Source organism: Dethiosulfatibacter aminovorans DSM 17477 (assembly GCF_900142005.1).
In the GTDB taxonomy this organism is placed as follows: Bacteria; Bacillota; Clostridia; order Tissierellales; family Dethiosulfatibacteraceae; genus Dethiosulfatibacter; species Dethiosulfatibacter aminovorans.
In genome coordinates this window covers 334,449-357,885 of the sequence record NZ_FQZL01000004.1, presented here as the reverse complement: position 1 = coordinate 357,885, position 23,437 = coordinate 334,449, and the positions used below count along the sequence as shown (strand labels likewise).

Genomic DNA, 23,437 nt, shown 5'->3' with positions numbered 1-23,437 from the left:
CCTCTAATCTCAGCTCATACCATAAGCCTTTTTTATTTTCTTCCCGAAACTATGTAAATTGGATTGTTTGCAATCATCATTGTAAGGTTTGCAACATTCTTCCCCTTTGAAACACTCATCTGTGTAACATCTATGTCTGAATATCCGTATTCCTTCAGAAGCTTGGTGAATACGAAGAGGTTCTCTATGGTCACCGTATTGGATACAACGGTGCCCCCATCCACAAGATGGATCTCCATCCATTTGAAGATGTCCTCCATGTTTCCGCCGCTTCCACCTATGAACACCCTGTCAAACTCCTCCTCCGGAAGGTCGCCGCAGGCTTTCCCGTGGATTGCCCTTACATTGCCCAGGCAAAACTTATCAATATTCTTGAGTATCAATTCATAAGAATCTCTGTTTCTCTCGATAACCGTAACCCGGATTTCCGGTGAAAGGCTTGCAAACTCTATTGATGTTGAGCCTGTACCGCCCCCTATGTCAAGTATCCTTGAATCACTTTCAATGTTAAGCTTTGAGCAGGTCACCACCCTTACCTCGTTCTTTGTCATGGGTGCCTTTTCCCTTATGAACTTGTCGTCGTCTATTCCAGGCACTATCCTGTTAATCATTAGATATCACCACCGCATTTATATTGTCGGTTTCAAAGTCCAGGCATTCTTCCATTGTCATCCTGCTGACTTTTTCGTTTTCATAGGTGAGATTTTCACCTACGTATATGTATTTGAAGTCAAGTTTCCTTCTTATTATCTCTTTCGCTATCCTTTCGGGACTCCACTTCTTGTCCGTAAGTATTCCTATATTGTCGAATTCCAGTGACCTTTCCCAAAAATCCTCCTCCCTTCCGTGGAGACTGGTAAGGAGTGTCCTCTCATAGCTTATTCCAATTCTTGAAAAGAGGTATTGCAGGGAGCTTATTCCCGGCACGATATTGAGATTGCCGACATCAATATTCTTTTTTATATATGTAGTGAGACTGTAGAAGGATGAGTCACCTGAAACAAGTATGGCTATCCTTTCACTTCCCATGTTTCCCTTCAGGTATTCAACAACCTGGGGGTAGTTTGAATCCAGAACTATTGATTTCTGTCCGTCACTGCAGTAGTCATCTATATATCTTTTGGAACCAATGAGCATGTCCGCTGCTTCAATTATTTCCCGGGAAACAGGCAGCACATACTTGCTGCTTCCAGGGCCCATCCCAATTATATTAATCTTGTCCAATTTCAAGCTCCTTTATGAGTTTGTCCGCATTTTTGCTTTTACCCAGGAAACCATATTCATTGGTGAAAATCAAAGTTTCCACATTTACATCTCCAAAGACCCTTGCCCTGCATTTTTCAGCAGCCCTTTCGCAGATCATTTCATAGATCTCAAATCTTTTGTCTTCAATATGGCTGATTGCCTCATCCGTAGTGGTGGAGTCAAGTATCTTTTCAAGGACTTCACTTCCATATCCGCAGATTCCCGCATAGGATGCGATGGTCTCAAGCCTGCCGTCTCCATACTTGCTGTGGGTCTGGTATACTCCGGCGGCAATCTTTGTCATCTTCCCTGCATGTCCCACGAAGAGTATGTTCTCCACACCGTATTCCAGACTCTTGTCAAGCATGTATCCTATGAAGTTGCTGGTCCTTACAGCCCTCTTCTCATCAAGATTGTTTTTCCTTGTATAGTCGAGACCGTAGTTTCCGGGAGTAAGAATTATTGTCCTGTTCCCTTCCTTCACCTGCATGTTTATCTCTATTGCGTAGGACTCCTTGAGAGCCTCTTCCGACATGGGTTCCACTATGCCGGTAGTACCTATTATTGAAATGCCTCCCACTATTCCCAGTCTTGGATTGAAGGTCTTCCTTGACAGTTCCTCACCCTTTGGAATCCACAGTGTGACCTTTACGCCCCTACCCTGGGGAAGGACCTTTTTAACCTCTTCCCTTATCATCTTCATTGGAACGGGGTTTATGGCTGGATTGCCAGGCTCTACGGAAAGTCCTTTTTTTGTGACCTTCCCTATTCCTTTTCCCGTTTCAACAACTATCATGTCTTCATTTGTTCCATCCTGACACCATTCGGCTTTTGCATAGAGTTCCATACCGTTGGTTATGTCAGGATCGTCTCCGCTGTCCTTTGTTACATAGCAAGAAGATTCACAATCATTGACCTCCACGGGATGAACATCTATTCCTATAGTCCATCCAAAGGGAGTGTCTATGTGAACCTCATCAGTTTTTCTACCGGTTGAAAGCATTTGAACGGCAGCTTTCGATGCTGCAGCCGCACAGCTTCCCGTGGTATATCCATATCTTAGTTTTTTCCCATTTTTATCTATGTACCTGTCTTCCATGTCACTTAGTTATCTTCATTATTGCATTGATTATTGCTGCACTGACAGAACTTCCACCCTTTCTTCCCTTGACGGAAATATACGGCACATCAGTCCTTGCCATAAGCATTTCTTTCGATTCTGCAGCTCCCACAAAACCTACAGGAGCTCCTATTATTGCCTTAGGATAAACTCCGTACTCGTCTATGAGCTCAAAAAGCTTGTATAAGGCTGTCGGAGCATTTCCAATTGCATAAATCTCAACCTTTTCCTTAAGATATGCCTTTTCGATCGATGCCATCGACCTTGTAATGTTCTTTTCCTTTGAAGCAGCCCACACGTCCTCGTCGTGGACATAGTTGACAACTTCACAGCCGAATTTCTCAAGGTTTTTTTTGTTGATTCCGCTTTTCATCATGGATGTGTCCGTATAGATTTTGCAGCCCTTGCCTATTGCTTCCTTGCAACTGTCTATGGGACTGTCGAAGAATCTTAGAAGATCCTCGTAGTCAAAGTCTGCAGTGGTGTGTATCACCCTCTTCACAACCTTAAGCTCATCATCAGTAAAACTGCTTGGATCTTTCATTTCACTTTCTATTATTGACATGCTGTTTTCTTCGATTTTTTCAGGATTCTTAATGTATTGAGTCATTTGATTGTTTAATGATATGATCATTTCTCCAGTTTATTTGGGCTTTTCAGGCAACCCATAATCCTTCTATGCTTTACAATGCTTGTACCAACTAATTCTTTCGCGGTTTGCATTTAACGCAACGTAGCCGCTTTCTTGTATTCAACAGCTTTGTCGTAGACGCTGTTTATCATTTCCAGATTTGAATAGTAGTGGAAGTGTGCATAGGAACTGGCTCCGTTGCCTTTCACATATCCGCATTCCCATTCCTTTGAAACCTTGCCTTTCCTGTCCTTGTGGATATGAAAGACCTTCTTTTCTTCCACATGGTCCTTTGACCTGTGAAATTCGTGTATCCTTATTTCAGATCCGGCTTTTCCGTAGATGCAATCTTCTTCTAGTCTTATGGTCGCATATCCGAATCGATTAAGCTTATTTGTCATTTCGGTATATCCCTTGAGATATCCTGTCATTTCATACCTGTCTCCGTTGAAATCCACGATTTCATCACAGAGATACATCATTCCTCCGCATTCGGAGAGGTAGGGAATCCCTTCTTGAAGCTTTGCTTTCAGATCTTCTCTGATGGAATGGTTATTTTGAAGTTCCTTGGCAAACACTTCGGGAAACCCTCCTCCGAACAACAGAAGATGTAGGTTATTTGGTATGAGTTTTGATTCGAGAGGACTGAACTCTATTAATTCAGCTCCCATTTCCTTTAATAAATCTATATTGTCTTCATAATAGAAGTTAAAGGCGCTGTCTTTTGCTATGCCTATTCTTATTGGTTCTTTCTTTTCTATAATAATGTCTTCAAATTCAATCTCCCCGGCTGTTGCAGCCAGTTCCATGAGACCTTGAAAATCAACTGTATTCTTAATTCTGTCCCTTAAGATGTTGAGCTGTTCCTTGAGATTGTCTATCTCGCAGGAGGGAACAAGTCCAAGATGCCTTGATGGAAGCTCTATTTCAGGAAGCTTTTCTATATATCCATAAGCCTTAACATCTGTGAATTTCTCCACTGCATCCTTAAGGAGCTTATAGTGCATTGCTCCCACATTGTTGAATATGACTCCCTTGACATTTGATTTTGGGTCAAGTTCCGCATATCCCTTTACTATTGCGGCTGCACTTCCCGCCATGCCTTTACCGTTAACTATGAGAAGGGTGGGGAGGTTCAGCACCTCGGCAAGATGAGCCGTACTTCCCTTCTTTTCTCCTGTCTCTTTGCCGTCGTAAAGGCCCATTACTCCTTCGACGACTGCAATGTCAGCATCCTTTGCATTCTTGCAATACAGATACTTTATTGTATTTTCATTGTTTATCCATGTATCAAGATTTCTGCTCTTTTTCCCCGTAATGAAGGTGTGGTAGGCAGGGTCTATATAGTCAGGTCCCGCCTTGAAGGGCTGAACCTTCATTTCCTCCGCCAGCACATACATTATCCCTGTAGATACGGTGGTTTTTCCAACTCCACTGTTTGTTCCTGCAATTAAAAATCCAGGTGTCATTTAAGCCTCCAGCCTGTTGATGTTTTGTTTCTTGTCTATGTATATCTTGTAAATTGAAGTGTTTTTCCCAATCAGTCTTTCCATTTTAATTTCTTCAATATTTGTATTCATCATATAGTTTATGTAAAATTCAATGGATGTTCCATGAGTGATGATTGCAGTGTTGTCATCATTTGATTTCACAATTTCATCTATTGCCTCTGATATCCTCTTGTATCCCTGGTCTAAGGTTTCCCCTCCGCTGATTTCCACCAGATGGCTGCAGTTTTTCCAGTTGTGCCAATCCCTTGGATATCTTTTCTCTATCTCGTCATAGGTCATTCCCTGCCAGTCTCCAAAGTTGAATTCCATCAGTTCATCCCTTTTTTCACATTCGAGATCAAGTATGTCGCCGACTATGCTTCCCGTCATATATGCCCTTGTGAGAGGACTTGAATAAAGCCTTTTCACATCATACTCATCTTTCAGCTTCTGTCCAAGAGCCTTTGCCTGATGCACTCCATTCATATTCAAATTTATGTCTATCTGACCCTGCATACGTTTTTCAACGTTCCAGTCAGTCTCTCCGTGCCTTATCAGATACAGATACATAATCATCTCTCCATCAACATCATTTTATTCACTCTTGTGTAACAAAAGTAAATATTCAATAATTTTAATACTCCGGTTATTGTTCTAAACCTTGACAACCGTCTGAAATAATCTTGTATTACAGCGAGGTCGTGAATTCGAAATACAACAATTATCCTTACCAATCACAAATTGTTGTGTTGAGTGAACAGGGAGTTGTGATACAAGATTATTTCTCCTTGCAATTTGCCAAATGTGTCTGCAAACAAAAATCACACTGCCGGAAAACAGTGTGAATATCTATCGAATCCATCACTCACTTCCCTCCGAAGCAGTTCGGTTTGTTTATGGCAGGTCTCCTGGCTTGCAATCTTCCTACTCTTCCACCTTCCCGTTTTCACGGTGGCATCTGGAATTTCGTCATGCTTACAGTAGCGGGGGCTGCATAGGACTTTAACCTATTTCCCTTATTAGCTTTTCAGCACCACAAACATATTTACTTGTTAGACCTAATATAATACAAATATAATCAAAAATCAAGGTTTATTTAGATATATTTCTATACCTTCTATGTTCTCGCTTGATTTTTTCATCCAACTTATACATCTTTCAATCTTCCTCCAAAAACATTATTTGATATCCATAGCACGTTCTTCTGCAGGTTCAGCCTTTGCTATTGTTATTCCCGTATATCCGTATATGACAGCAATTACAGGATTGATCAGGTTGAAAAAAGCAAAGGGTACATATGCCGCAGTGGGTACTCCCAGGGTTGAAGCCATGAATACGGCACAGGCATTCCAGGGAATCATGGGAGACGACAATGTTCCGCTGTCCTCCAGCGTCCTGCTCAGGTTCTTGGCGTGAAGCCCCTTGTCCCTGTATGCCTTCTTATACATTTCTCCGGTGAACACTATGGACAGATACTGATCCCCGGTAAGAACATTGACTCCTATGCATGTCAACACAGTGGACAGTATCATTGCTCCAGTGGACTTTGCCATGGACAGTATCACATCCGCTATGGCCTGGACCATGCCGGACCTCTCCATGACCCCGGCGAAACTCAAGGACATGAACACCAGCGACAGAGGCCACATCATGGCATCAAGGCCTCCCCTTGTCAAAAGCTCATCAAGAACCTCGTTCCCCGTATTTGCTAAAAAACCGTAGTGCATGGCTGCTATGATGTCAGTCATGCCTTTCCCCTGAACGAAGTAAGCAAATACTGCTCCCAACAACACCCCGCTCGCCAATCCAGGTATGGCAGGGATTTTCTTGATCACAATAATTATTATCAATACTGGAGGAAGCAGAAGCACAGGCGTTATCACGAATGCTCCGTTTATGTCCAACAGCAGCGCATCCACAGCCGAACTGTCAACCTGGGTTGATCCATATTTCATCCCCATGGCAAAAAACATTATCAGCGCAATGACAATACTGGGTCCGCTTGTATACAGCATATGGGATATATGCTCGAACAAACCGCATCCGGCCGATGCAGGAGCAAGGTTTGTGGTATCGGAAAGAGGAGACATCTTGTCGCCGAAATAGGCTCCCGACACTATCGCTCCTGCAACCATAGGAAGAGGCACACCGAGGCCGTGACCCATTCCTATCAATGCAATCCCCACAGTTCCTACAGTAGTCCAGGAACTGCCGGTAGAAAGAGAAACTATACAGCAAATGAGGCACGAAGTGAAGAGGAAATACTTAGGCGATACTATCATTAGTCCGTAATATATCATGGTAGGTACAACTCCGGCAAGCATCCATACTCCTATGACCATGCCGATTATGCAAAAAATCAGCATGGAGGGCAGCGTATTGGAAAGCATCGACACTATTCCTTTTTCAAGATATTGCCATTTGTATCCGAATTTCATCGCTACCATTGCCGCTGCTACAGCCGAAAAAAACAGTGCTATGTGAGGTGCCCCGTTGAAGAAACGCAAAGTAAGTATCAATGCAGCAACTAAAAACAATACCGGCACCATGGACCATCCAAACGTTATTTTTTTACCCATTTAAATTCCTCCTAGTATAGTAAACAAAAAATGCAAAACGTCAAGCCCTCCGGAAGAGTTTTTGCCTCTTCCGAATAAGCTCAACTATTTTTATGAACAACCTAAGCTTGTTTTTCTCTGTCTGCAACCAGACTTTCCAGCTTCACACATCTTCTTCTGATTATATAGGATGCTGCCGCACCTACGACTCCCACAAACATGAGGAATGTAAATATGTATCCATATCCGCCGTTGCCGTATTTATCAAGCCATGTGCCGAACATTGCCGACATGAACAGATCCGGAGTATAACCAATAATAGATGCTATTCCAACTGCAGTGGCTGTAACGGTTACAGGAATCTTGGCTTCTCCTATTATTGAAAACAGAATGCCGTACAACGCCAGTCCGAAAGCTCCGGGTAGCAATGTGATTATACTTATCAGAGTCGGATTCGTACCTTCCGGAATCCTCAAAACCCCCCAGAAAAGTATCGCAAGGACAGTAAATGCGACCATGAACCATTTGCTTGTAGACTTGAATACCTTGTCGGCAAGGAAACCTCCTATGGGTGCCAGAAGCATGAACACATAGGTCCTGATTATGGAGAACACTCCGGACTGCTCCGGCGAAATTCCTACTACGTCAGTCAGATAAGGAGTAAAATATGAAGTACTGCTGTAAAGGCTGTATCCACAGAAAATAATCAGGGAAAATATCCACACTATTGGATTTTTAATGAGTGTTGTGACAGCTCCAAAATCAAATTTTTCACTGTCGTCACTTTCCGCCCTGTCTTCTTTGTCATCCTTCAGGAATATTTTAATCAACACCGCCGCTATTGCCGTTGCAGCCGCCATAACCATGACTGCATTGAAAAGACTTCCTCTCGGGTCAGCCCCCTTTGTACTTGCCCACAAGGCAAGAGAGTTTACGACGGCACCGGTTATTCCGTTGCCCGCATAATATATGCCGAATATCCTTCCCTGCTCCTCATCGGATCCCGCCATCCTCAGCGTCTTCATAAGGGCCGTCCAAAATACAAAACATGTAGTAACGGCAAGCAACAGCCAGATTACCAGCGACAGCTGGTAGTTGAAAGTGAAGGCATATAGCAATGCTAAAACCGTCGTGGATGTCAAGGACCAGAATATGCATTTCTTGGCTGAAAACCTGTCGGCAATAATTCCTCCTGGAATATACAATGCCATGCAGCCAATGGCATACATCGAAAGCAACAATCCAGACTGCTGATTTGTTATTCCCATTACCTCTATCTGATGGTCATAAAATACATACTTGATATAGGGCAGCATGAATATTGACCCACCACTTAAAGACAGTGCAAAAATCGTTAAATATTTTTTTATTGTGTTGTTCATAAATTCCTCCATGTTATTTTTCCCAACTATGGTTTAAACATTTTTCACATACAGTGCATCCACTGCACAAATTCCTTCCTCGTATACAAAAATTGGATTTATGTCCAGTTCAGACATGCTGTTCATATGCTCAGTTGCAAGTCTTGACACATTTACAATGGCGTCAACGAAGGCATCCTTGTCGGCAGGTTCCGATCCCCTGTATCCGTTAAGCAGCTTGACACCCTTCAAGGAATCCACCATGTTTTCCGCTTCAATTCTGGATACCGGAGCAAGTCCCAAAGCCGTATCCTTGAACACCTCCACAAAGACTCCTCCAAGGCCGCACATGATGCAAGGTCCAAGTTGAGGGTCGTTTTTCACTCCGATTATCATCTCTATGCCGCTTTTCACCATTGTACTCAGCTGAACTCCGTTTATGACAGCATTCTTCTTGTATGCAACGGCATTGTCAATAATCTCACTGTATGCATCTACAACTTCATCTGCATGTTTCAGGTTCAGCATTACACATCCGGCATCCGACTTGTGCATTATATCAGGACTGTCAATCTTTGCCACCAGCGGATATCCCATATCATCGGCAAGACTGTGTGCCTGTTTAAGGCTTTTTACAACTTCGGTCCTGGGGAAGGGTATGCCATATGAACCTATGATATTCTTGCTTTCCGACTCGCTCAAAGGAGTTGCTTCTCCCTTCCTTGCTTCAGGTATGCTGACTTCAAGGTTATGGCATGAAGCATCATATGCAATGAATCCGGTTATGTTTTTAAGCACCTTGAATGCATAATTCGAAGTAGGCAGTACAGGAACACCAATCTTCTCAAGCCTCTCGCTGTATTCTGCATTCCTGGTGTTTTCTGTGAAAGGTATCATTACCACAGGCTTTGCCATGGGATCTTCAAGCACCTTTTCAAGACTCTCTGTCATGTACTTGATAGCCGGGTCTGCAATTTCCTGAAGGAGGGTGTATCCTATGGCCACCAGTCCCACATCCTGATCCATCATGACGATGTCCACTGCCTCTGCATATTTATCTACGTCATATGACAAGGTTGCCGTCATATCCAGAGGGTTGTTGGGAGATGCATAGGAGGGAAGAACCTCCTTCAACCTCTTCATGGTATCCTTGCCGAAGTTTGCATATTCTATTCCGTGAAGCTCACCAAGGTCGGCACAGATTCCCGTTTCGCCTCCCGACAGGTTCATTGAAGCCACTTTGGGATTTTCCGGCATCCTTTTCATGACAGAAAGAGCCATACAGGTAGACATGAGCTCTTCAAGGTCGTCAACCCTGATCACTCCAAACTTTCTGAACAATGCATCGTATACCTTGTCCGTTCCCGAAAGACTTCCCGTATGGGACGCAGCAATCTCCTGGCCCTTCCGGGAGCGTCCCGTCTTCAGGATGACTACGGGCTTTTTCTTCAATGCAGCCTTCTTGAGAGCCGCAACAAAGGGAGCCGTATCCTTTATTCCTTCAAGATACATGGCAATAACCTTTGTATCCTCGTCATCAACAAGAAAGTCCAGATAATCCTCCATGGTCACTACGGAGCTGTTCCCTGAGGATATTGCATAGGAAAACTTCATCTTCGGACTGTCCATCATGGACAAGGCCAGCTGTCCGCTCTGGGAAACAAAACCTACTCTTCCCTTTCTGTCCCTTTCCTCCGAAATGAAGGCAAAGGATGAAACCATATCGCTGTAGTTGATAAACCCTGCACAGTTGGGTCCCATGAGAGCCATATCCAGACTCCTGCAGGTTTCAATCAACGACCTTTCTCTTTCTACCCCTTCTTCAGTGCCGACCTCAGAGTAGCCGCTCGCAAATACAACCGCAGCTCCCGCACCCTTTTCATGGGCTTCACGAAGAATTGCCTCTACAGTATGTACAGGTGTGCATATTACTACCATATCCACCTTCTCAGGAAGGTCCCTTATGGATTCATAGCATTTTTTCCCAAAGACTTCATCTCTTCTTGGATTTATGAAATAATACTTGTCGTCCGACATGTATGCCATTGCATTCCTGCATGTATCTCCGCCGAATCCTTCCTTATCACTGGCTCCGACTATTGCAATTTTTTTGGGTTTAAGCAGTTTGTTAATATTCATTCAGATTCCTCGCCTTATTCATTCCTTCTCTGAAACACACGGCATTGAGGGGATTGTTCTTTCCCTTCGATTTAAAAAACTCATTCACTCCCGACAGCATGATTCCATGATCAAACAACTTGCCGGTAGATGCTAGAGCTCCAAGCATTACGATGTTTGCTCCCCTTGGATTCTTTGTCCATTCGGCAATGTCCGTGGCAGGAACCATTACTACATTTACGTCATCCCTGAATTTCCTGTACTTCACAAGAGTTTCATTTACGACAAGGGTTCCTCCCTCTTTCAGCATTGGCTCGAACTTGTCTACAGAAGGTGTGTTCATTGCAACAAGAATATCTATTTTTTTTACGAACGGGCTGGCTATTCTCCCATCGGATATCTTGAGATTGCAATTGGCCGTTCCACCTCTCATCTCAGAACCGTAAGAAGGAATCCATGTTACATTCTTGTCGTTGTTCATTCCCGTCTTTGCCAGTATCAATCCTGCAGTCAGAACACCCTGTCCGCCGAATCCGGCACAGATAATATCAGGCATTGTCTTCACTCCTTTCTACAAACACTCCAAGTTCATATGTATTTTCAACGGTTTCCCTTATGTGCTTCATCGAATTTCTCGGCGACATGTTCCAGTTTGTAGGACATGGCGACAGAATTTCTACAAAGCTGTAGCCTTTCTTGTTTTTCTGCGCTTCAAATGCACGTCTGATAAATTTCTTTGTTTTCAAAACATTGGCATTTCCATCAACGGACCCTCTGGCAAGGAATGCAACATCCAGAGTCTTCATCATGTTTATGACATTTAGAGGAGCTCCCGTAGCAGATATGTCCCTTCCCATAGGCGATGTAGTGGTCTTTTGTCCTTCAAGGGTTGTAGGGGCCATCTGTCCACCAGTCATTCCAAAGTTTCCATTGTTCACAAATATTACAGTTATATTTTCATTCCTGATGGCAGCATACATGGTCTCCGAAAATCCTATCGCCAGGGCATCGCCATCTCCCTGATATGAGAATACCATGTTGTCCGGTCTGCAGCGCTTCACTCCGACCGCCACTGCAGCAGCCCTTCCGTGCTGCGCCTGTATGCAGTCTATGCCGAATGTATCCGGCATCAGCGATGCACATCCAACGGCTATAGTGCCTACGGCCTTCTTGTCTTCTCCCATTTCCTCCAGGACTTCGGCAACCAGCCTGTTTATGATTCCGTGTCCGCATCCGGGACAATACTTGTTGTCTACAAAACAGGCTTCAGGTTTAGTCTTTAGAACCATTTATATGACCTCCTTTGCATTTCCATTTATTATGTCAATTACCGAGCTTATTACATCCTCGGCTTCATAAAACTCGGTGCCGCCAGTTATACCGTATACGGGAACCTTCATCCTTGAAGCAAGGGCAACATCTTCAGCCATCTGATTAAGTTTTGTCATCTCAACGCTTATGAGTGCCTTTGCATCATTGATATTTTCAAATGCCTTTACAGGGAAGGGATACAAGGAAATCGGTCGTATCAGCCCCACCTTGATTCCTTCTTTCCTCAATGTCTCCACAACTTCTATGCATACCCTGGAAGATATTCCGTATGCAACCATTACATATTCCGCATCCTCTGTATGGAAATCTTCCCAAAGCTGTTCATTTTCCTCAATATCCTTATATTTCCTTGCTATATGATCATCATAGTCATCCATATAGTACATGACGGAAGTGATCCTGTTGAATTTTCTTTCTCCCTTGCCGCTTGCAGTCCAGTCGTACTGGTCCGGATCATGTTCGATTATTTCAGGAAACTTTACAGGCTCCATCATCTGTCCTATGGAAGCGTCGGAGAGAAGGGTTACGGGATTCCTGTATTTTTCCGCTTTCTCAAATCCCATTCTTACAAAGTCTGCAGCTTCCTGTACCGATGACGGCGCATACACTATGGAGCGGTAGTCTCCGTGTCCTCCGTTCTTTACCGCCTGCCAGTAGTCGCTTTGTCCTACGAAAATATCTCCCAATCCTGACCCGTAACGCATTACATCGACAATAAGACACGGCAACTCTGCCGACGCTATATACGATATACCTTCCTGAAGCAGACTGTATCCAGGTCCCGAGGAACTGGTCATGGTTCTGAATCCCGTTGCTGCAGCTCCATAAACCATGCTTATTCCTGCCAGTTCAGATTCACTTTGTATGAATACGCCGTTTTCTTCAGGCATTCTCCACGACAGATACTCAAGGATCTCGCTTTGAGGAGTAATGGGATACCCTGCAAAGAATTTGCATCCTGCTCTTACGGCAGCTTCAGCTATTGCTTCATTTCCTTTCATTAACTGTTTATCCAATATTACACCTCCACTTCATGAATTTCAAATACATAGTCGGGACACACGTTATAGCATATTCCACAAACTATACATTTTTCATGGTCAACCACAACCGTAGGATAACCCTTGCTGTTTATTTCACCATTGACCCTGATAGCATCCTTGGGGCAATTGTCTTCACAATATCTGCAGCTTTTACAGCTTTCAACATTTGTTATTAATCTCTTCAATTTCAGCCTCCTCTTCGAACTAAATGTCGGGAGTATCAAATACGTCCGGCTTGAACAGTTCCCTTGCTACAGCCCTATGGCTCATGTTTCTTTTGTCCGCTTCCTCAAACATCAGTCTTGTCTGCTTTCTTATAAGGGATGTGGTATCGTCAACTATCTGTTGCGGAACAGGATCTACAATACCGAAAACGAGAGAGTCATAAATTCTTATTCCACCAAGATTAGCTACAAAATCAACACATATGTCCACATTGTTATTACGAAGTATTTCATCAGCTTCTGCTGTAACAGGTATGTTTGCAGCTTCAACTATCAGGGATGCCTTCACCTTTTCTGCATTGTCCTTGTTTATTACATCCTCAAGGGCTGCCGGAACAAGTACGTCACAGTCAACATCAAGCCATTCCGTGTTTTCTCTTACTATATAATTTGATTCGAATGCATCGGGATCCATTTCACCTTTTGGCTTTCTCGTCTCAATGAGTTTCTTGACATCAAGTCCGTCCTGGCACTCCACCATGAGGTTTGCATCAGCTATACCAACAACCTTGTAACCCATCTGATCAAGATTGTTTGCCATGCTGGCTCCTACACATCCAAATCCCTGGATTACAACCCTTGCACCTTCATCACCCTTCTTGTATTTCCATGCCTCATCAAGGGAATGGGCACATCCGTAGCCGGTTATCATGTCATACATCTTGAATCCATCATAAGTCATGTCGCAGGCATCATCATGATTCCTGATATACTGCTGTATTTCCGCACTTTCTTTCATTTCTTTGGTTTGGGGAAGACCTATTCCCATATCTTCAAGGATTTCAAGAACATCCGCATAATCCACTCCCAGATCTCCACCAATGGAGACGCCGGCCTTGATATATGGCGCCATTGCATTCAAGTACCTTCTCAATACATCCTTTGCATCGGGAGCCTTGTAGTCATAGGCAATACCACCCTTGCATCCTCCTGTAGTCTCGGATTCACAAGCCTTGTACTTGTATCCCATCGTCGTTGCAAGTCTTACGACTTCTTCCTTTGTTACTGTCGGGTGCATCCTCGTTCCGCCGCCACAATAATGATTAACAAAATTATAAGCACACAACCATCCTTTCGCATCACTCTCAGTGTCATTCCATTCAACAACTGCATACGGTTTTTGGTCCATCAAACTACCTCCAAATCAAATTTTTATTGTTTTTGTTTACGTATACAATTATACATATCAAGAAAACGTTTGTCAAATCGTTTTTCCGCATCGCCCTCGATTCCAATACGCATTAGCACCTTAATTATTGATTTTTCGCGCTTTTATCGTCTTTATTTTTTTGTTTCATCATCGGATAATCGTACTCATCCAATCGTTTCAACCCTTATTTTTATGTATACGTTAATATTTTATCAATATTCTGTGTATTTGCGTATACGTTTATACTCCCGTTGACATATGCTTGAAAATCATTTAAAATATTTATTGAACAAAGCAAATACGCGAAAAAGGAGTGAACACTTATGGATACGACGCTACCGCTTAGAGATCAGGCAATAAAATACATTCTGGACAAGATTCAACACAACGAATTAAAAGTCGATGAAATATTTACAGAGCAGCAGATTTGCGATGAAATGGGTATCAGCAGAACTCCCGTCAGAGAAGCGCTTATACAACTGACTTCAGACAATATAATCAGCAGGATTCCAAGGAAGGGATATACAATCGTAGAATTGGAAGATGCAGCAAAGATGAATCTATACACAATCATCGCTACGCTGGACGCTCTTGCAGCCAGTTTGGCCGTAGAATACATGACGGATGAAGATTTCCTGAAAATGGAAGAATTGTGCGACAAGATAGACATAGCCATCAAATACAAGAATTTCAGCGACTACTACAGCCTCCAGGACGAGTTCCATAGAATATATCTGAACAAGTGCAGCAACCCAAAACTAGTCGAATTGGTCGAAACCCTGGAGTCGGGTCCGGTTCACCGTTCATATATAAGCGACGACAAGGAAAGACTGTTCAAGGCGCTGGAAGAATCGAACGCCGAACACAGAACCATCATTGAAATGTTCAAAAACAAAAAAACTCAGGAGCTGGAAAGCTTCCTGAGAAATGTACACTGGGCAACAAAATACCCGGACATGATTTAACATATAGGCGTAAATTTAAGACAAGGAGCCACGAAGCCCCTTGTCTTTTATAGTTTTTATATTCAGTTACTTGCATCCATTCTCATAAATCTTGGAATAATCCAGACTCGCCACATCATTTTCAGGTCTCCATTTTTCCGGATAACCTATGGATATGATGCTGTGAACCTTATAATCGACTCCAATATTGAGTATGTCCTTAACTACTGATTCTGCACTGATTTCCGCATCGTAGTCGAACATTCTGTTTCTTATCTGCACCCAGCACGATCCAAGTTCCAGATCCTGCGCCGCATAGTGCAGCGTCGTTGCGGCTACGGAGGCATCCTCTATCCATACATCGGACTTTGTTTCATCCGCTATGATCACAATGGCAAGGGCCGCACCTTCAAGCATTTTTCCGCCCTGGGGCTTTGCCTTTGAAAGCTTCTCCAGAAGCTCCCTGTCATCTACAAATACAAATTCACATTCCTTCTTGTTTTTTCCTGTCGGTGCAAGAAGAGCTGCCTTTTTCAGTATTTCAACCTTTTGTTCTTCAATCTTTTCATCTGTATATTTTCTGATGCTTCTTCTCTTAATCAATAAATCAATCATCGTCTCTACTCCTCAGTTTTTTAAAAAAATCCTTAAGCATTGTTGAGCATTCATCTTCCATTACTCCAAACTCCACATTTATGCCGTGATTGAGCTTTTCCTCATTCACAATGTTGAACACGGAGCCGCAGGCCCCCGTCTTCGGATCCCTTGCCCCAATTATCAAATTGTCAATTCTTGAATTCACAAGGGCTCCTGCGCACATGGCGCATGGTTCAAGGGTCACATACATTGTGCATCCAGTCAGCCTCCAGGCGTTGAGAGTCTTGCAGGCTTCATTGATTGCCAGTATTTCCGCATGCTTCGTTGCGTCCTTTGCCAATTCCTTCTGGTTGAATCCCCTGCCGATTATTTTTCCATCCTTAACTACGACAGCTCCTACAGGAACCTCATCCATATCATATGCCTTTTCAGCTTCCAGTATTGCTTTCTTCATAAAATAATCTACCATAAATCCACCTGCACTTTCATATATTATTTGTACGAACAATTCCAACCCTAACTTATATATTATAGCACATATCCCTTCTTTCCTCTAACGGAAACTTCTCCGGAGAAAAGTTTTTCAATCCTGCCTCCCTCCCATTCAACTACAAGCTCTCCGTCATCGTTAAGGTCAAGGACCCTTGCCTCAGCGGTTTGTCCACCCCTGATTACACGTACCTCTCTGCCGATCAATATGGACTTGTCCCTGCAGATCCTAATGGAATCAATGCCTTTACCGTCCGCCATGAAACTGTCGTAGAGTTCTTCAAAATTGTTGATTATCCTTCCGACAAGCTCCTTCCTGTCCACGGCTTTTCCCGATTCTATCTTTATGGACGATGCCTTTTCTTTAAGTTCCTTATCAAAATCCTCGATGTCAAGATTGGCATTTATACCTATTCCCGGTATTACATAATTTATCTGATTAAGCTCCGCACTCATTTCGGTAAGTATTCCGCATACCTTCTTGTCATTCATTATTATGTCGTTAGGCCACTTAACCTTGAAGTCAAAACCCATTTCATCCCCTGCCTTCACTACTGCCGCAGCTGCAACCTGTGTTACTTTGGCAATAAGCATGGGGTTGATTTCAGGCCTCAGTATGAAGGAGAACCATATGCCCTTGTACTTCGGCGACACCCAGCTTCTTCCAAGCCTTCCCTTTCCTGCAGTCTGCTCTTCTCCAATTATTACCGTCCCATGTTCCTCCCCCTTGTCCGCCAATTCCTTCGCCGCAGTATTCGTTGAGTCCACGGAATCGAAATGTACTATCTTCCTTCCCATTACATCTGCAGTCACATGCTTTTTGACCTCCTCTTCAGTGAGAAGGTCCGGAGACTGAACAAGCCTGTAGCCCTTTCTCGATACGGACTCTATCTCGTATCCCTCCTCCTTCAACGCCTTCATGTGCTTCCATACGGCAGCCCTGCTCACACCCAGCAACCTGCTTATTTCCTCTCCCGATACAAAATCCTTTTCACTGTTGAGTATATGTAAAATCTTTTCCTTCATTCCATCACCTTATTATTTATTAAAAATCATTAGCAAAATATAAACCTTGTATATTGAGATTGCTCCATTTTTCCTTTAAGTTTACAATCGTAAACCTTTTTGAAATTTCCGGTTGACAATCGCCGACCTTTATTGTATTATTGTAAACAAGAATCGTAAACAAAGTTTACAAAGAAATTATACCACTATATTAAAGTACTAAACAAGAGGAGTTTTTATGAAAATCAACACAAGAGACATGATACTGGTAGCATTATTCGCAGCGATGACTGCAGTGGGAGCATTCATTTCCATACCTGTAGGCCCTGCACCAATAACAATGCAGCTTTTGTTCACAATAATGGCAGGGGTTTTCCTGGGTTCAAGACTTGGAGCTCTTTCACAAATACTATACGTAACAATGGGCCTTATAGGACTTCCTGTTTTCGCCGGCGGTTCAGGCGGATTCCAGCACATATTCAGTCCATCCTTCGGATACCTGCTGGGTTTCATAGCGGCATCCTTCGTCGTAGGACTTATCCTTGAAAAGGATGAAAAGCCCGGATTTGCAAAAATTCTCTTTGCATGCCTTGCAGGAACAGCTGTAATATACGCACTGGGATATCCGTACCTGTACTTCGTACTGGCAAAGGTAAACGGAGCAGCAGTTACACTGTCCGGTCTATTGAGGCCCGCAGTACTTATCTTCCTTCCCGGAGATGCGGCGAAATGCCTTATAGCATCATTCCTCGGAAACAAGCTGGTGCATGTTGTAAAAAAGTCTGACAGCAGAAAAGCTGCTTAGTCTTATTGAATATACCAAAAATAATTCCCGGGAAATATCACTTCCCGGGAATTTCTCTTTTATTCTCTTTTACAGGACTCGACTCCTGAGAATTTTATTTGACATCAACTATCAAAGCTCTTCAGATAATTGAAGGTATTCGCCATATTCTTGTTTACATCTATGTAAATATTGTTGTAGCCCTTGTCATCCATCTTGTTGCTGTACAAATAAAGATTCACTGTGAATCCTTCCCTGGATACTGCATCAACAGTCTTTATGCTTCCGGAATAATAGTCCGCATCCGGTATGTAGTTGTAGCGAAGGGAATAATCATTGCTCCGGTAGCCAACCACCATGTCCATACAGGCTCCACAGCTGCTGAGATAGTCGTCGTAGTCCTTTCTCATGTTGTCCCTGAGCAAATCAATATCAACATCTTCAGCCTTGAGAGGTACAACCCTCGAATTGTAGTTCTCATCCTGATAGGACACATCTATTGACTGTATGTCAAGACCGTCGTAATACACGTCGTCATAAATGAAGTTCAGCTTCCTTTTCTTGAATTCATCTCCGTTGACAACGGCAGTTATGAATCTGTCCTTTTCACCCTTGTAGTCCTCGCTGTCATCAAGCTTGTAGTATCTGTACACCTTTTCTCCGTCCTTCATGTAATAGACAATAACGAAGTTGGAATAATAGTAGTAGTCCTGGTTCTTTATGACTTCCCTGTGAAGGTTGGTTATGTCCTGAATTTCAGAAGCGGTCTTGAAAAGAACCATATCGGCTCCTTCCACAAAAGCCTCGCTTGCCGAGTATATCTCCCTTCCCTCCTCTTTTTCAGCAGAATACACCCATGTATTCTGCCCTATATATACGGAGCTTACATCCACAGGAGACGGCACGTAGGATTCGAATTTTTCCGTCATCATGTCAGATCCAACCACAAAGAGAAGGAACACCACCACGAAGCCTATGAAAAGCTTCACCGCATGCTGCCTGATTCTGAATGACTTCTCCATAATGGCATTGATAAGGTAGAAGGACAGAGCCGAGAGCAGTATGAAGGACACTATCTTCCCTGTGAAGTCGGCATAGGATATTACCTGGGCAAAAACTGCCGGTGCAAGGGATGCCACCAGTACGGATATGAGACTCTTGTATCCGTCCACGACCACCAGATCCCCGGCCCTTTCGTGCTTCCTTCTTTTGGACATGGTCACGATGAGTGCATAGAGAAGGACCAGAACCGCAGCCAGCACCAGGAAGTAGGTGAAGTCAAAGCTGTCGTCTATGTATTTCACAAAATACAGTATGTCTATCCTGTACACCTCTTCGATGAACTTGCTGAACAGGATGCTTGAATTAAATCCAAGGGCTATGTCTTCAATTATCTCGAAGAAGAAGTTTATCACCGCCAGCACCAGAAGAGGCAGGGTGAAGTTTATTACCGTTGCAAAGCCTGCTGCTATGGTGTTTCCAGTCAGTATGCTTGACAGGGCCGCAGTGAATATACCTGCAAGAAGCCAGGGTATTGTCACCATGAACATCTCCCAGACATAGTCGTCGGGACCGCCGTTTATCAGCGGCGTTATTAAAGCAAGGACAACGACCAGGACTGCAGTGAACACCACATTGACTATGATCGCCATGTTTATCCTTTGAATATCCGTTATCGGCTTAGACACATTGTATGAAAGCTTCCTGCTGTCGTGAAGGTAGCTGAAGTCTATCATGCAGTTGATGTATACAAGGAAAAATATCTCCGCCATTCCCATGACTATGTTTGCTTCCTCAACTCCGTCTCCCATTACCATGGGAAGTATTACGACAGTCACAAGCATTATTGCAAAGGACACAAGGAACCAGTTCTTCTTTTCCTTGAGCCTGTTCAATATGAGTGGTTTTGAATTACTGTGCATCATATTCTTCAGTTCCATAACCTGCACCTCCCAGTTCCGTGATGAATATTTCTTCAAGATTTATTGGAAGCTCGTCGAAAATGAGCACCTGGTATCTTTCTTCAAGGGACCTTTTAAAGTCCTCCACGCTTCCCCTGAGGGTTGCAAAGTATACGCTTCCTATCTTCACCGACTTGACAACAGTGAAGGCGGATCCTGCAGTCTCCTGGAATTCGCCTTCCACGGCAAACTGCACCCTCTTTATGTCCTCTTTCAGCGTATCCATCTCCTCTTCCCTTATAATCTCTCCCTCGTGCATTATGCCCACCTTGTCGCAGATGTTGTCAAGCTCCTTCAATGCATGGGATGAGATTATTACGGTTATCTCGTTCTCCATAACCTCTTTTATGAGGACGTTCCAGAATTTCCTTCTCACAACGGCATCCAGTCCGTCAACGATCTCGTCCAGAAGAAGAACCTTTGGATTCGCACTCATAGCCAGGACGAAGGCCGCCTGCCTCTTCTGCCCCTTGGACATGGTTGACAGCCTTTTGTTGACATCGACATTGAAAAATTCAGCCAGCTTGCTGAACTTCTCGCCGGACATGTCGCTGTAGAGCAACCTCTCATAGTCAAAGAGACTCTTCAAGGTGCTTCCCTGAGGAAAGAACAGATCATCCTGGACATAGTAGAAGCTTTTTATCTTCTCGGAATTCTCGTCTATGACCTCCTCATCCAGGTATATTTCACCGGTATCCTGCCTGTAAACCTGTATTATGTGTTTAAGAAGGGTTGTCTTTCCGCATCCGTTCGAACCTACGAGGCCGTAGATCTGTCCCTTCTCCGCATTGAGATATATGTCCTTCAGCACTCTGAAGTCCCTGAAGTTCTTGTTGAGCGAATGTACTTGAAGCATGTTAGTCATCTCCTTTCAGTATGTCATGCGCAAGGGACAGTATCCTTTCATCCCCTACTCCCAGTTTTTTCAATTTCCTTATGTCGCTTTTCAAATTGTCTTCCGCATCCTTTATTTCAGCCAATACAATGTTGTCATTTTCGGCAACAAAATTACCCTTCCCCGGAACGGAATAAATGAACTGCTTGCTCTCCAGAAGCTTGTAGGCCTTCTGTATTGTATTGGGATTTATCCGCACCATGGTGGCCAGCTCCCTGACAGAAGGCAGCTTCTCATCGGGCTTCAGCACTTTTGTTGTTATCAGCCTGACGAATTCGTCATATATCTGTTCATATATGGACTTGGTGCTGTTGCTGTCAATGATTATCATCTCTTTCCCTCCTCTAGTATTTCTTAAAGCAAAACACCAATATTTCAAGGTGTTATGAATATTGTAATATTTCTACTCTACCCTGCAACTGTACTAATTCGTCTAGTACAGCACAACTGTATTATACGACTTAGTACAGTCCCAGTCAACAGTTTTTTTGAGCGGAAAACGAACTCCTATTAAGATATTGTTAATATTTTATGATTATTGAAAAAAAATCTTGCATTAGGAAAGGATTTGTAGTATGTTTGTCGCGTCAGCTAAAGCTGAATGTAATAAAAACAGAAAGGAGAAAAAATGAAAAAACACGAAAAATTTGATAAATTCAAAAATGTATTTATAGATTATCTTTTCCTCATTGTGGGAAATTCCCTAATGGCCTTTGCAATTACAGCGATATTGAGGCCAAACAAACTAATAACAGGAGGAATCACAGGAATCAGCCTACTAATAGATAATCTCATGGGCATACCATATACAATTTATTACTATGCCCTGACAATAACGGTACTGATTCTAGCGCTTATCTTTCTCGGAAAGAAAAAAGTCGGTAAAATAATAATGGTCAGCATTATCTTCCCTCCCATGCTGATACTTTTCGAAAGTTTGAATTTCAGGCTGGTACAGAATGACATGTTCCTGGCGGCCATATTCTATGGAGTTATAAGCGGGGCGGGTTACGGCCTCATAGTAACCAGAGGGTTTTCCTTTGCCGGAACCGACGCCATAGCAAGGATAATACACAATAAGCTGCTTCCATTCATAGGAGTAAGTCAGCTTATGCTTGTAGCAGATATATTGATAATTTCCACTTCCATCATCAAGTACGATATAAATACCGCACTATATGCCATATTGACAATGTTCATATATGTCAGAACACTTGAATCGGTACTCTACGGATTCAGCGACAAGAAGGTGAAGCTTGAGATAATCAGCGACATGGACAATGAAATCGAAAAATACATACTCAATACCATAGGAAGAGGAATATCCAAGTACAATATAATCGGCGGATATACCAACAAAAACAAGATAAAGGTTGTATCCATTTGCACACCAAGGGAATCCCTACTAATAAGGAATTTTGTATCGGACCTTGACGAGAACGCATTCATGGATGTCATGCCCGTAAACTCGGTTTGGGGTTCAGGACTCGGGTTTGAACCTCTAAGAGAGGAGAAATAGGCACTACAAACGAAAGACCGCTGCAGCATTTGAAATGCCGCAACGGTCTCTTTATATGTTACCCGAAAGTCCTATTGTTTTTTAAAGCTTTAATGATTATTCCAATGACAGCAACGGCACCTAGAGAATACAGTATCCCCTTTGGAAACGTTCCGGTCCTGGGAAGCCCTGCGGGTATGGATTCCTCGATTTCTATGACCTCCTCCCGGACATCGCCGGAATTGTCGAAGACACGCTCCACGCTCTCTCCACGGCTTGCGTGCTGACTGTCGGATTTGTCTTCACCTTCATCCTCCTCCGACTCATTCCCGCTTTCATCCATATCATCCACGGACCCTTCATCCTTCTTATCATCATCCTTATGATTGGAATCGTCAGAATCGTCGGAATCATCCGGATCATCAGAACCGTCATCCCGGCTTTCCGAATACTGGGTGGTGATTATCCACTTCACCCGCAGGCCGGAGCCCTGGTATTCGTTGGTGGTCTCCTCGCCTGGAAGGTATATTGTGAACTCAAGGTCCATACCTTCATCCATGTAGACCTCACCGAGGTATATGTTCTCATCGAATCCGCTTAAATGTCCTTCATAGACTACATCGCCGGACTCCTTTCTCACGGTGAGCACCAGCACTTCATCAAGGTCCCCGCCGCCAGGGCCCGGATCCCTCGATATAATCTCTGACCTTATGTATGCCGGAAGCGAGGATATGTCGTAGCCGTCTACTTCCTCAAGCTTCAGCGTCATGACCGAAGACTTCACGTCGCCTGGATTCAGGTTGTCCGTCGGCGCGAGTACGTTGGAAAACTCCGCAATAAGGCCAAACTCTGACGCTTCTGCTTCAAACATACCAAAGCAGACCATGCATATTATAATAAACAGCATGATCTTAAAAAACAATGCAGCTTCCTTTTCAGTTCCGGAAAACTCCATGACCAGCCTCCTTTCCGGTATATGTTAAATGCACATA

General features: G+C 43.5%; 24 protein-coding genes and 1 riboswitch. Of the genes, 3 read left to right on the top strand and 21 right to left on the bottom strand.

The window, feature by feature from the left end:
• Positions 1 to 32: 32 nt before the first annotated feature.
• The 14 genes from cbiT to BUB05_RS01615 all read right to left on the bottom strand — a co-directional run bounded on the left by cbiT (position 33) and on the right by BUB05_RS01615 (position 14,251).
• Entirely contained in the window at positions 33 to 611 is a 579-nt protein-coding gene (gene cbiT / locus BUB05_RS01680; RefSeq protein ID WP_073046110.1) for a precorrin-6Y C5,15-methyltransferase (decarboxylating) subunit CbiT, read from the bottom strand.
• Positions 604 to 1,224: a precorrin-6y C5,15-methyltransferase (decarboxylating) subunit CbiE gene (gene cbiE / locus BUB05_RS01675; RefSeq protein ID WP_094762630.1), complete on the bottom strand. Its 621-nt coding sequence runs from the start codon at positions 1,222 to 1,224 to the stop codon at positions 604 to 606. Before cbiE ends, cbiT begins: the two co-directional genes overlap by 8 nt.
• Positions 1,211 to 2,344 (bottom strand): cobalt-precorrin-5B (C(1))-methyltransferase CbiD, encoded by a 1,134-nt coding sequence (gene cbiD / locus BUB05_RS01670; protein WP_073046104.1) that lies wholly within the window; start codon positions 2,342 to 2,344, stop codon positions 1,211 to 1,213. Before cbiD ends, cbiE begins: the two co-directional genes overlap by 14 nt.
• 1 nt (position 2,345) lies before the next feature.
• Positions 2,346 to 2,975, bottom strand: coding sequence for a precorrin-8X methylmutase (locus BUB05_RS01665; RefSeq protein ID WP_073046100.1), 630 nt, complete (start codon positions 2,973 to 2,975; stop codon positions 2,346 to 2,348).
• Positions 2,976 to 3,088: 113 nt separating this feature from the next.
• Complete coding sequence (locus tag BUB05_RS01660) at positions 3,089 to 4,465, bottom strand: cobyrinic acid a,c-diamide synthase CobB (RefSeq protein ID WP_073046097.1); 1,377 nt, start codon at positions 4,463 to 4,465, stop codon at positions 3,089 to 3,091.
• Positions 4,466 to 5,056, bottom strand: coding sequence for a histidine phosphatase family protein (locus BUB05_RS01655; RefSeq protein WP_073046094.1), 591 nt, complete (start codon positions 5,054 to 5,056; stop codon positions 4,466 to 4,468). It abuts the gene before it with no gap.
• A 311-nt stretch (positions 5,057 to 5,367) separates the two neighbouring features.
• Positions 5,368 to 5,539, bottom strand: a riboswitch (cobalamin riboswitch).
• A 125-nt stretch (positions 5,540 to 5,664) separates the two neighbouring features.
• Positions 5,665 to 7,065, bottom strand: a complete 1,401-nt coding sequence (nhaC, locus tag BUB05_RS01650) for a Na+/H+ antiporter NhaC (protein ID WP_073046092.1) — start codon at positions 7,063 to 7,065, stop codon at positions 5,665 to 5,667.
• Positions 7,066 to 7,166: 101 nt separating this feature from the next.
• Positions 7,167 to 8,426: an MFS transporter gene (locus BUB05_RS01645; RefSeq protein ID WP_073046089.1), complete on the bottom strand. Its 1,260-nt coding sequence runs from the start codon at positions 8,424 to 8,426 to the stop codon at positions 7,167 to 7,169.
• Between the two features lie 33 nt (positions 8,427 to 8,459).
• Complete coding sequence (locus tag BUB05_RS01640; protein WP_073046086.1) at positions 8,460 to 10,544, bottom strand: acetate--CoA ligase family protein; 2,085 nt, start codon at positions 10,542 to 10,544, stop codon at positions 8,460 to 8,462.
• Positions 10,534 to 11,079 carry a 2-oxoacid:ferredoxin oxidoreductase subunit gamma family protein gene (locus tag BUB05_RS01635; protein ID WP_073046083.1) on the bottom strand — a complete coding sequence of 182 codons (546 nt, stop codon included), beginning with the start codon at positions 11,077 to 11,079 and terminating at the stop codon, positions 10,534 to 10,536. Before BUB05_RS01635 ends, BUB05_RS01640 begins: the two co-directional genes overlap by 11 nt.
• Positions 11,072 to 11,812 (bottom strand): thiamine pyrophosphate-dependent enzyme, encoded by a 741-nt coding sequence (locus tag BUB05_RS01630; protein WP_073046080.1) that lies wholly within the window; start codon positions 11,810 to 11,812, stop codon positions 11,072 to 11,074. The genes BUB05_RS01635 and BUB05_RS01630 overlap by 8 nt, the downstream gene beginning before the upstream one ends.
• Positions 11,813 to 12,871, bottom strand: a complete 1,059-nt coding sequence (vorB, locus tag BUB05_RS01625; RefSeq protein WP_073046078.1) for a 3-methyl-2-oxobutanoate dehydrogenase subunit VorB — start codon at positions 12,869 to 12,871, stop codon at positions 11,813 to 11,815.
• Between the two features lie 2 nt (positions 12,872 to 12,873).
• Positions 12,874 to 13,083 carry a 4Fe-4S binding protein gene (locus BUB05_RS01620; protein WP_073046075.1) on the bottom strand — a complete coding sequence of 70 codons (210 nt, stop codon included), beginning with the start codon at positions 13,081 to 13,083 and terminating at the stop codon, positions 12,874 to 12,876.
• Between the two features lie 19 nt (positions 13,084 to 13,102).
• Entirely contained in the window at positions 13,103 to 14,251 is a 1,149-nt protein-coding gene (locus BUB05_RS01615; protein WP_073046072.1) for a Glu/Leu/Phe/Val family dehydrogenase, read from the bottom strand.
• A gap of 344 nt (positions 14,252 to 14,595) precedes the next feature.
• Here BUB05_RS01615 and BUB05_RS01610 point away from each other — a divergent pair, with 344 nt between their 5' ends.
• Positions 14,596 to 15,237: a GntR family transcriptional regulator gene (locus BUB05_RS01610; RefSeq protein WP_073046069.1), complete on the top strand. Its 642-nt coding sequence runs from the start codon at positions 14,596 to 14,598 to the stop codon at positions 15,235 to 15,237.
• A gap of 66 nt (positions 15,238 to 15,303) precedes the next feature.
• Here BUB05_RS01610 and BUB05_RS01605 read toward each other — a convergent pair whose 3' ends face one another.
• From BUB05_RS01605 to BUB05_RS01595, 3 genes are read right to left on the bottom strand one after another with little or no spacing between them, the layout of a single operon-like run.
• A complete protein-coding gene (locus BUB05_RS01605; protein WP_073046065.1) occupies positions 15,304 to 15,831 on the bottom strand; it encodes a nitroreductase family protein in 528 nt (175 codons plus the stop codon).
• A complete protein-coding gene (tadA, locus tag BUB05_RS01600) occupies positions 15,824 to 16,282 on the bottom strand; it encodes a tRNA adenosine(34) deaminase TadA (protein ID WP_073046063.1) in 459 nt (152 codons plus the stop codon). Before tadA ends, BUB05_RS01605 begins: the two co-directional genes overlap by 8 nt.
• Positions 16,283 to 16,341: 59 nt before the next feature.
• The gene (locus tag BUB05_RS01595) at positions 16,342 to 17,328 is read right to left on the bottom strand and encodes a biotin--[acetyl-CoA-carboxylase] ligase (protein ID WP_073046060.1); all 987 of its coding nucleotides are present in this window, start codon (positions 17,326 to 17,328) and stop codon (positions 16,342 to 16,344) included.
• A 217-nt stretch (positions 17,329 to 17,545) separates the two neighbouring features.
• On the opposite strand from BUB05_RS01595, the gene BUB05_RS01590 reads away from it, so the two are divergent.
• Positions 17,546 to 18,112 (top strand): biotin transporter BioY, encoded by a 567-nt coding sequence (locus BUB05_RS01590; RefSeq protein WP_073046057.1) that lies wholly within the window; start codon positions 17,546 to 17,548, stop codon positions 18,110 to 18,112.
• A 104-nt stretch (positions 18,113 to 18,216) separates the two neighbouring features.
• On the opposite strand, the gene BUB05_RS01585 is transcribed toward BUB05_RS01590, so the two are convergent.
• From BUB05_RS01585 to BUB05_RS01575, 3 genes are read right to left on the bottom strand one after another with little or no spacing between them, the layout of a single operon-like run.
• Positions 18,217 to 20,031, bottom strand: coding sequence for a hypothetical protein (locus tag BUB05_RS01585; RefSeq protein ID WP_073046053.1), 1,815 nt, complete (start codon positions 20,029 to 20,031; stop codon positions 18,217 to 18,219).
• Entirely contained in the window at positions 20,003 to 20,908 is a 906-nt protein-coding gene (locus BUB05_RS01580; protein ID WP_073046050.1) for an ABC transporter ATP-binding protein, read from the bottom strand. The genes BUB05_RS01585 and BUB05_RS01580 overlap by 29 nt, the downstream gene beginning before the upstream one ends.
• 1 nt (position 20,909) lies before the next feature.
• On the bottom strand, positions 20,910 to 21,278 hold the full coding sequence (locus BUB05_RS01575) for a GntR family transcriptional regulator (protein WP_073046048.1): 369 nt from the start codon (positions 21,276 to 21,278) through the stop codon (positions 20,910 to 20,912).
• Between the two features lie 297 nt (positions 21,279 to 21,575).
• Here BUB05_RS01575 and BUB05_RS01570 point away from each other — a divergent pair, with 297 nt between their 5' ends.
• Positions 21,576 to 22,466: a YitT family protein gene (locus tag BUB05_RS01570; RefSeq protein WP_073046045.1), complete on the top strand. Its 891-nt coding sequence runs from the start codon at positions 21,576 to 21,578 to the stop codon at positions 22,464 to 22,466.
• A 58-nt stretch (positions 22,467 to 22,524) separates the two neighbouring features.
• Here BUB05_RS01570 and BUB05_RS01565 read toward each other — a convergent pair whose 3' ends face one another.
• A complete protein-coding gene (locus tag BUB05_RS01565; RefSeq protein ID WP_073046042.1) occupies positions 22,525 to 23,400 on the bottom strand; it encodes a hypothetical protein in 876 nt (291 codons plus the stop codon).
• Between the last annotated feature and the right edge of the window lie 37 nt (positions 23,401 to 23,437).

Excerpts from the sequence above, each read along its gene's own strand:
- cbiT (WP_073046110.1), bottom strand. The coding sequence starts at position 611 with ATGATTAACAGGATAGTGCCTGGAATAGACGACGACAAGTTCATAAGG.
- cbiD (WP_073046104.1), bottom strand. The coding sequence starts at position 2,344 with ATGGAAGACAGGTACATAGATAAAAATGGGAAAAAACTAAGATATGGA.
- BUB05_RS01665 (WP_073046100.1), bottom strand. The coding sequence starts at position 2,975 with ATGACTCAATACATTAAGAATCCTGAAAAAATCGAAGAAAACAGCATG.
- BUB05_RS01660 (WP_073046097.1), bottom strand. The coding sequence starts at position 4,465 with ATGACACCTGGATTTTTAATTGCAGGAACAAACAGTGGAGTTGGAAAA.
- BUB05_RS01655 (WP_073046094.1), bottom strand. The coding sequence starts at position 5,056 with ATGTATCTGTATCTGATAAGGCACGGAGAGACTGACTGGAACGTTGAA.
- nhaC (WP_073046092.1), bottom strand. The coding sequence starts at position 7,065 with ATGGGTAAAAAAATAACGTTTGGATGGTCCATGGTGCCGGTATTGTTT.
- BUB05_RS01645 (WP_073046089.1), bottom strand. The coding sequence starts at position 8,426 with ATGAACAACACAATAAAAAAATATTTAACGATTTTTGCACTGTCTTTA.
- BUB05_RS01640 (WP_073046086.1), bottom strand. The coding sequence starts at position 10,544 with ATGAATATTAACAAACTGCTTAAACCCAAAAAAATTGCAATAGTCGGA.
- BUB05_RS01635 (WP_073046083.1), bottom strand. The coding sequence starts at position 11,079 with ATGCCTGATATTATCTGTGCCGGATTCGGCGGACAGGGTGTTCTGACT.
- BUB05_RS01630 (WP_073046080.1), bottom strand. The coding sequence starts at position 11,812 with ATGGTTCTAAAGACTAAACCTGAAGCCTGTTTTGTAGACAACAAGTAT.
- BUB05_RS01615 (WP_073046072.1), bottom strand. The coding sequence starts at position 14,251 with ATGGACCAAAAACCGTATGCAGTTGTTGAATGGAATGACACTGAGAGT.
- BUB05_RS01610 (WP_073046069.1), top strand. The coding sequence starts at position 14,596 with ATGGATACGACGCTACCGCTTAGAGATCAGGCAATAAAATACATTCTG.
- BUB05_RS01605 (WP_073046065.1), bottom strand. The coding sequence starts at position 15,831 with ATGATTGATTTATTGATTAAGAGAAGAAGCATCAGAAAATATACAGAT.
- tadA (WP_073046063.1), bottom strand. The coding sequence starts at position 16,282 with ATGGTAGATTATTTTATGAAGAAAGCAATACTGGAAGCTGAAAAGGCA.
- BUB05_RS01595 (WP_073046060.1), bottom strand. The coding sequence starts at position 17,328 with ATGAAGGAAAAGATTTTACATATACTCAACAGTGAAAAGGATTTTGTA.
- BUB05_RS01590 (WP_073046057.1), top strand. The coding sequence starts at position 17,546 with ATGAAAATCAACACAAGAGACATGATACTGGTAGCATTATTCGCAGCG.
- BUB05_RS01585 (WP_073046053.1), bottom strand. The coding sequence starts at position 20,031 with ATGGAACTGAAGAATATGATGCACAGTAATTCAAAACCACTCATATTG.
- BUB05_RS01580 (WP_073046050.1), bottom strand. The coding sequence starts at position 20,908 with ATGCTTCAAGTACATTCGCTCAACAAGAACTTCAGGGACTTCAGAGTG.
- BUB05_RS01575 (WP_073046048.1), bottom strand. The coding sequence starts at position 21,278 with ATGATAATCATTGACAGCAACAGCACCAAGTCCATATATGAACAGATA.
- BUB05_RS01570 (WP_073046045.1), top strand. The coding sequence starts at position 21,576 with ATGAAAAAACACGAAAAATTTGATAAATTCAAAAATGTATTTATAGAT.
- BUB05_RS01565 (WP_073046042.1), bottom strand. The coding sequence starts at position 23,400 with ATGGAGTTTTCCGGAACTGAAAAGGAAGCTGCATTGTTTTTTAAGATC.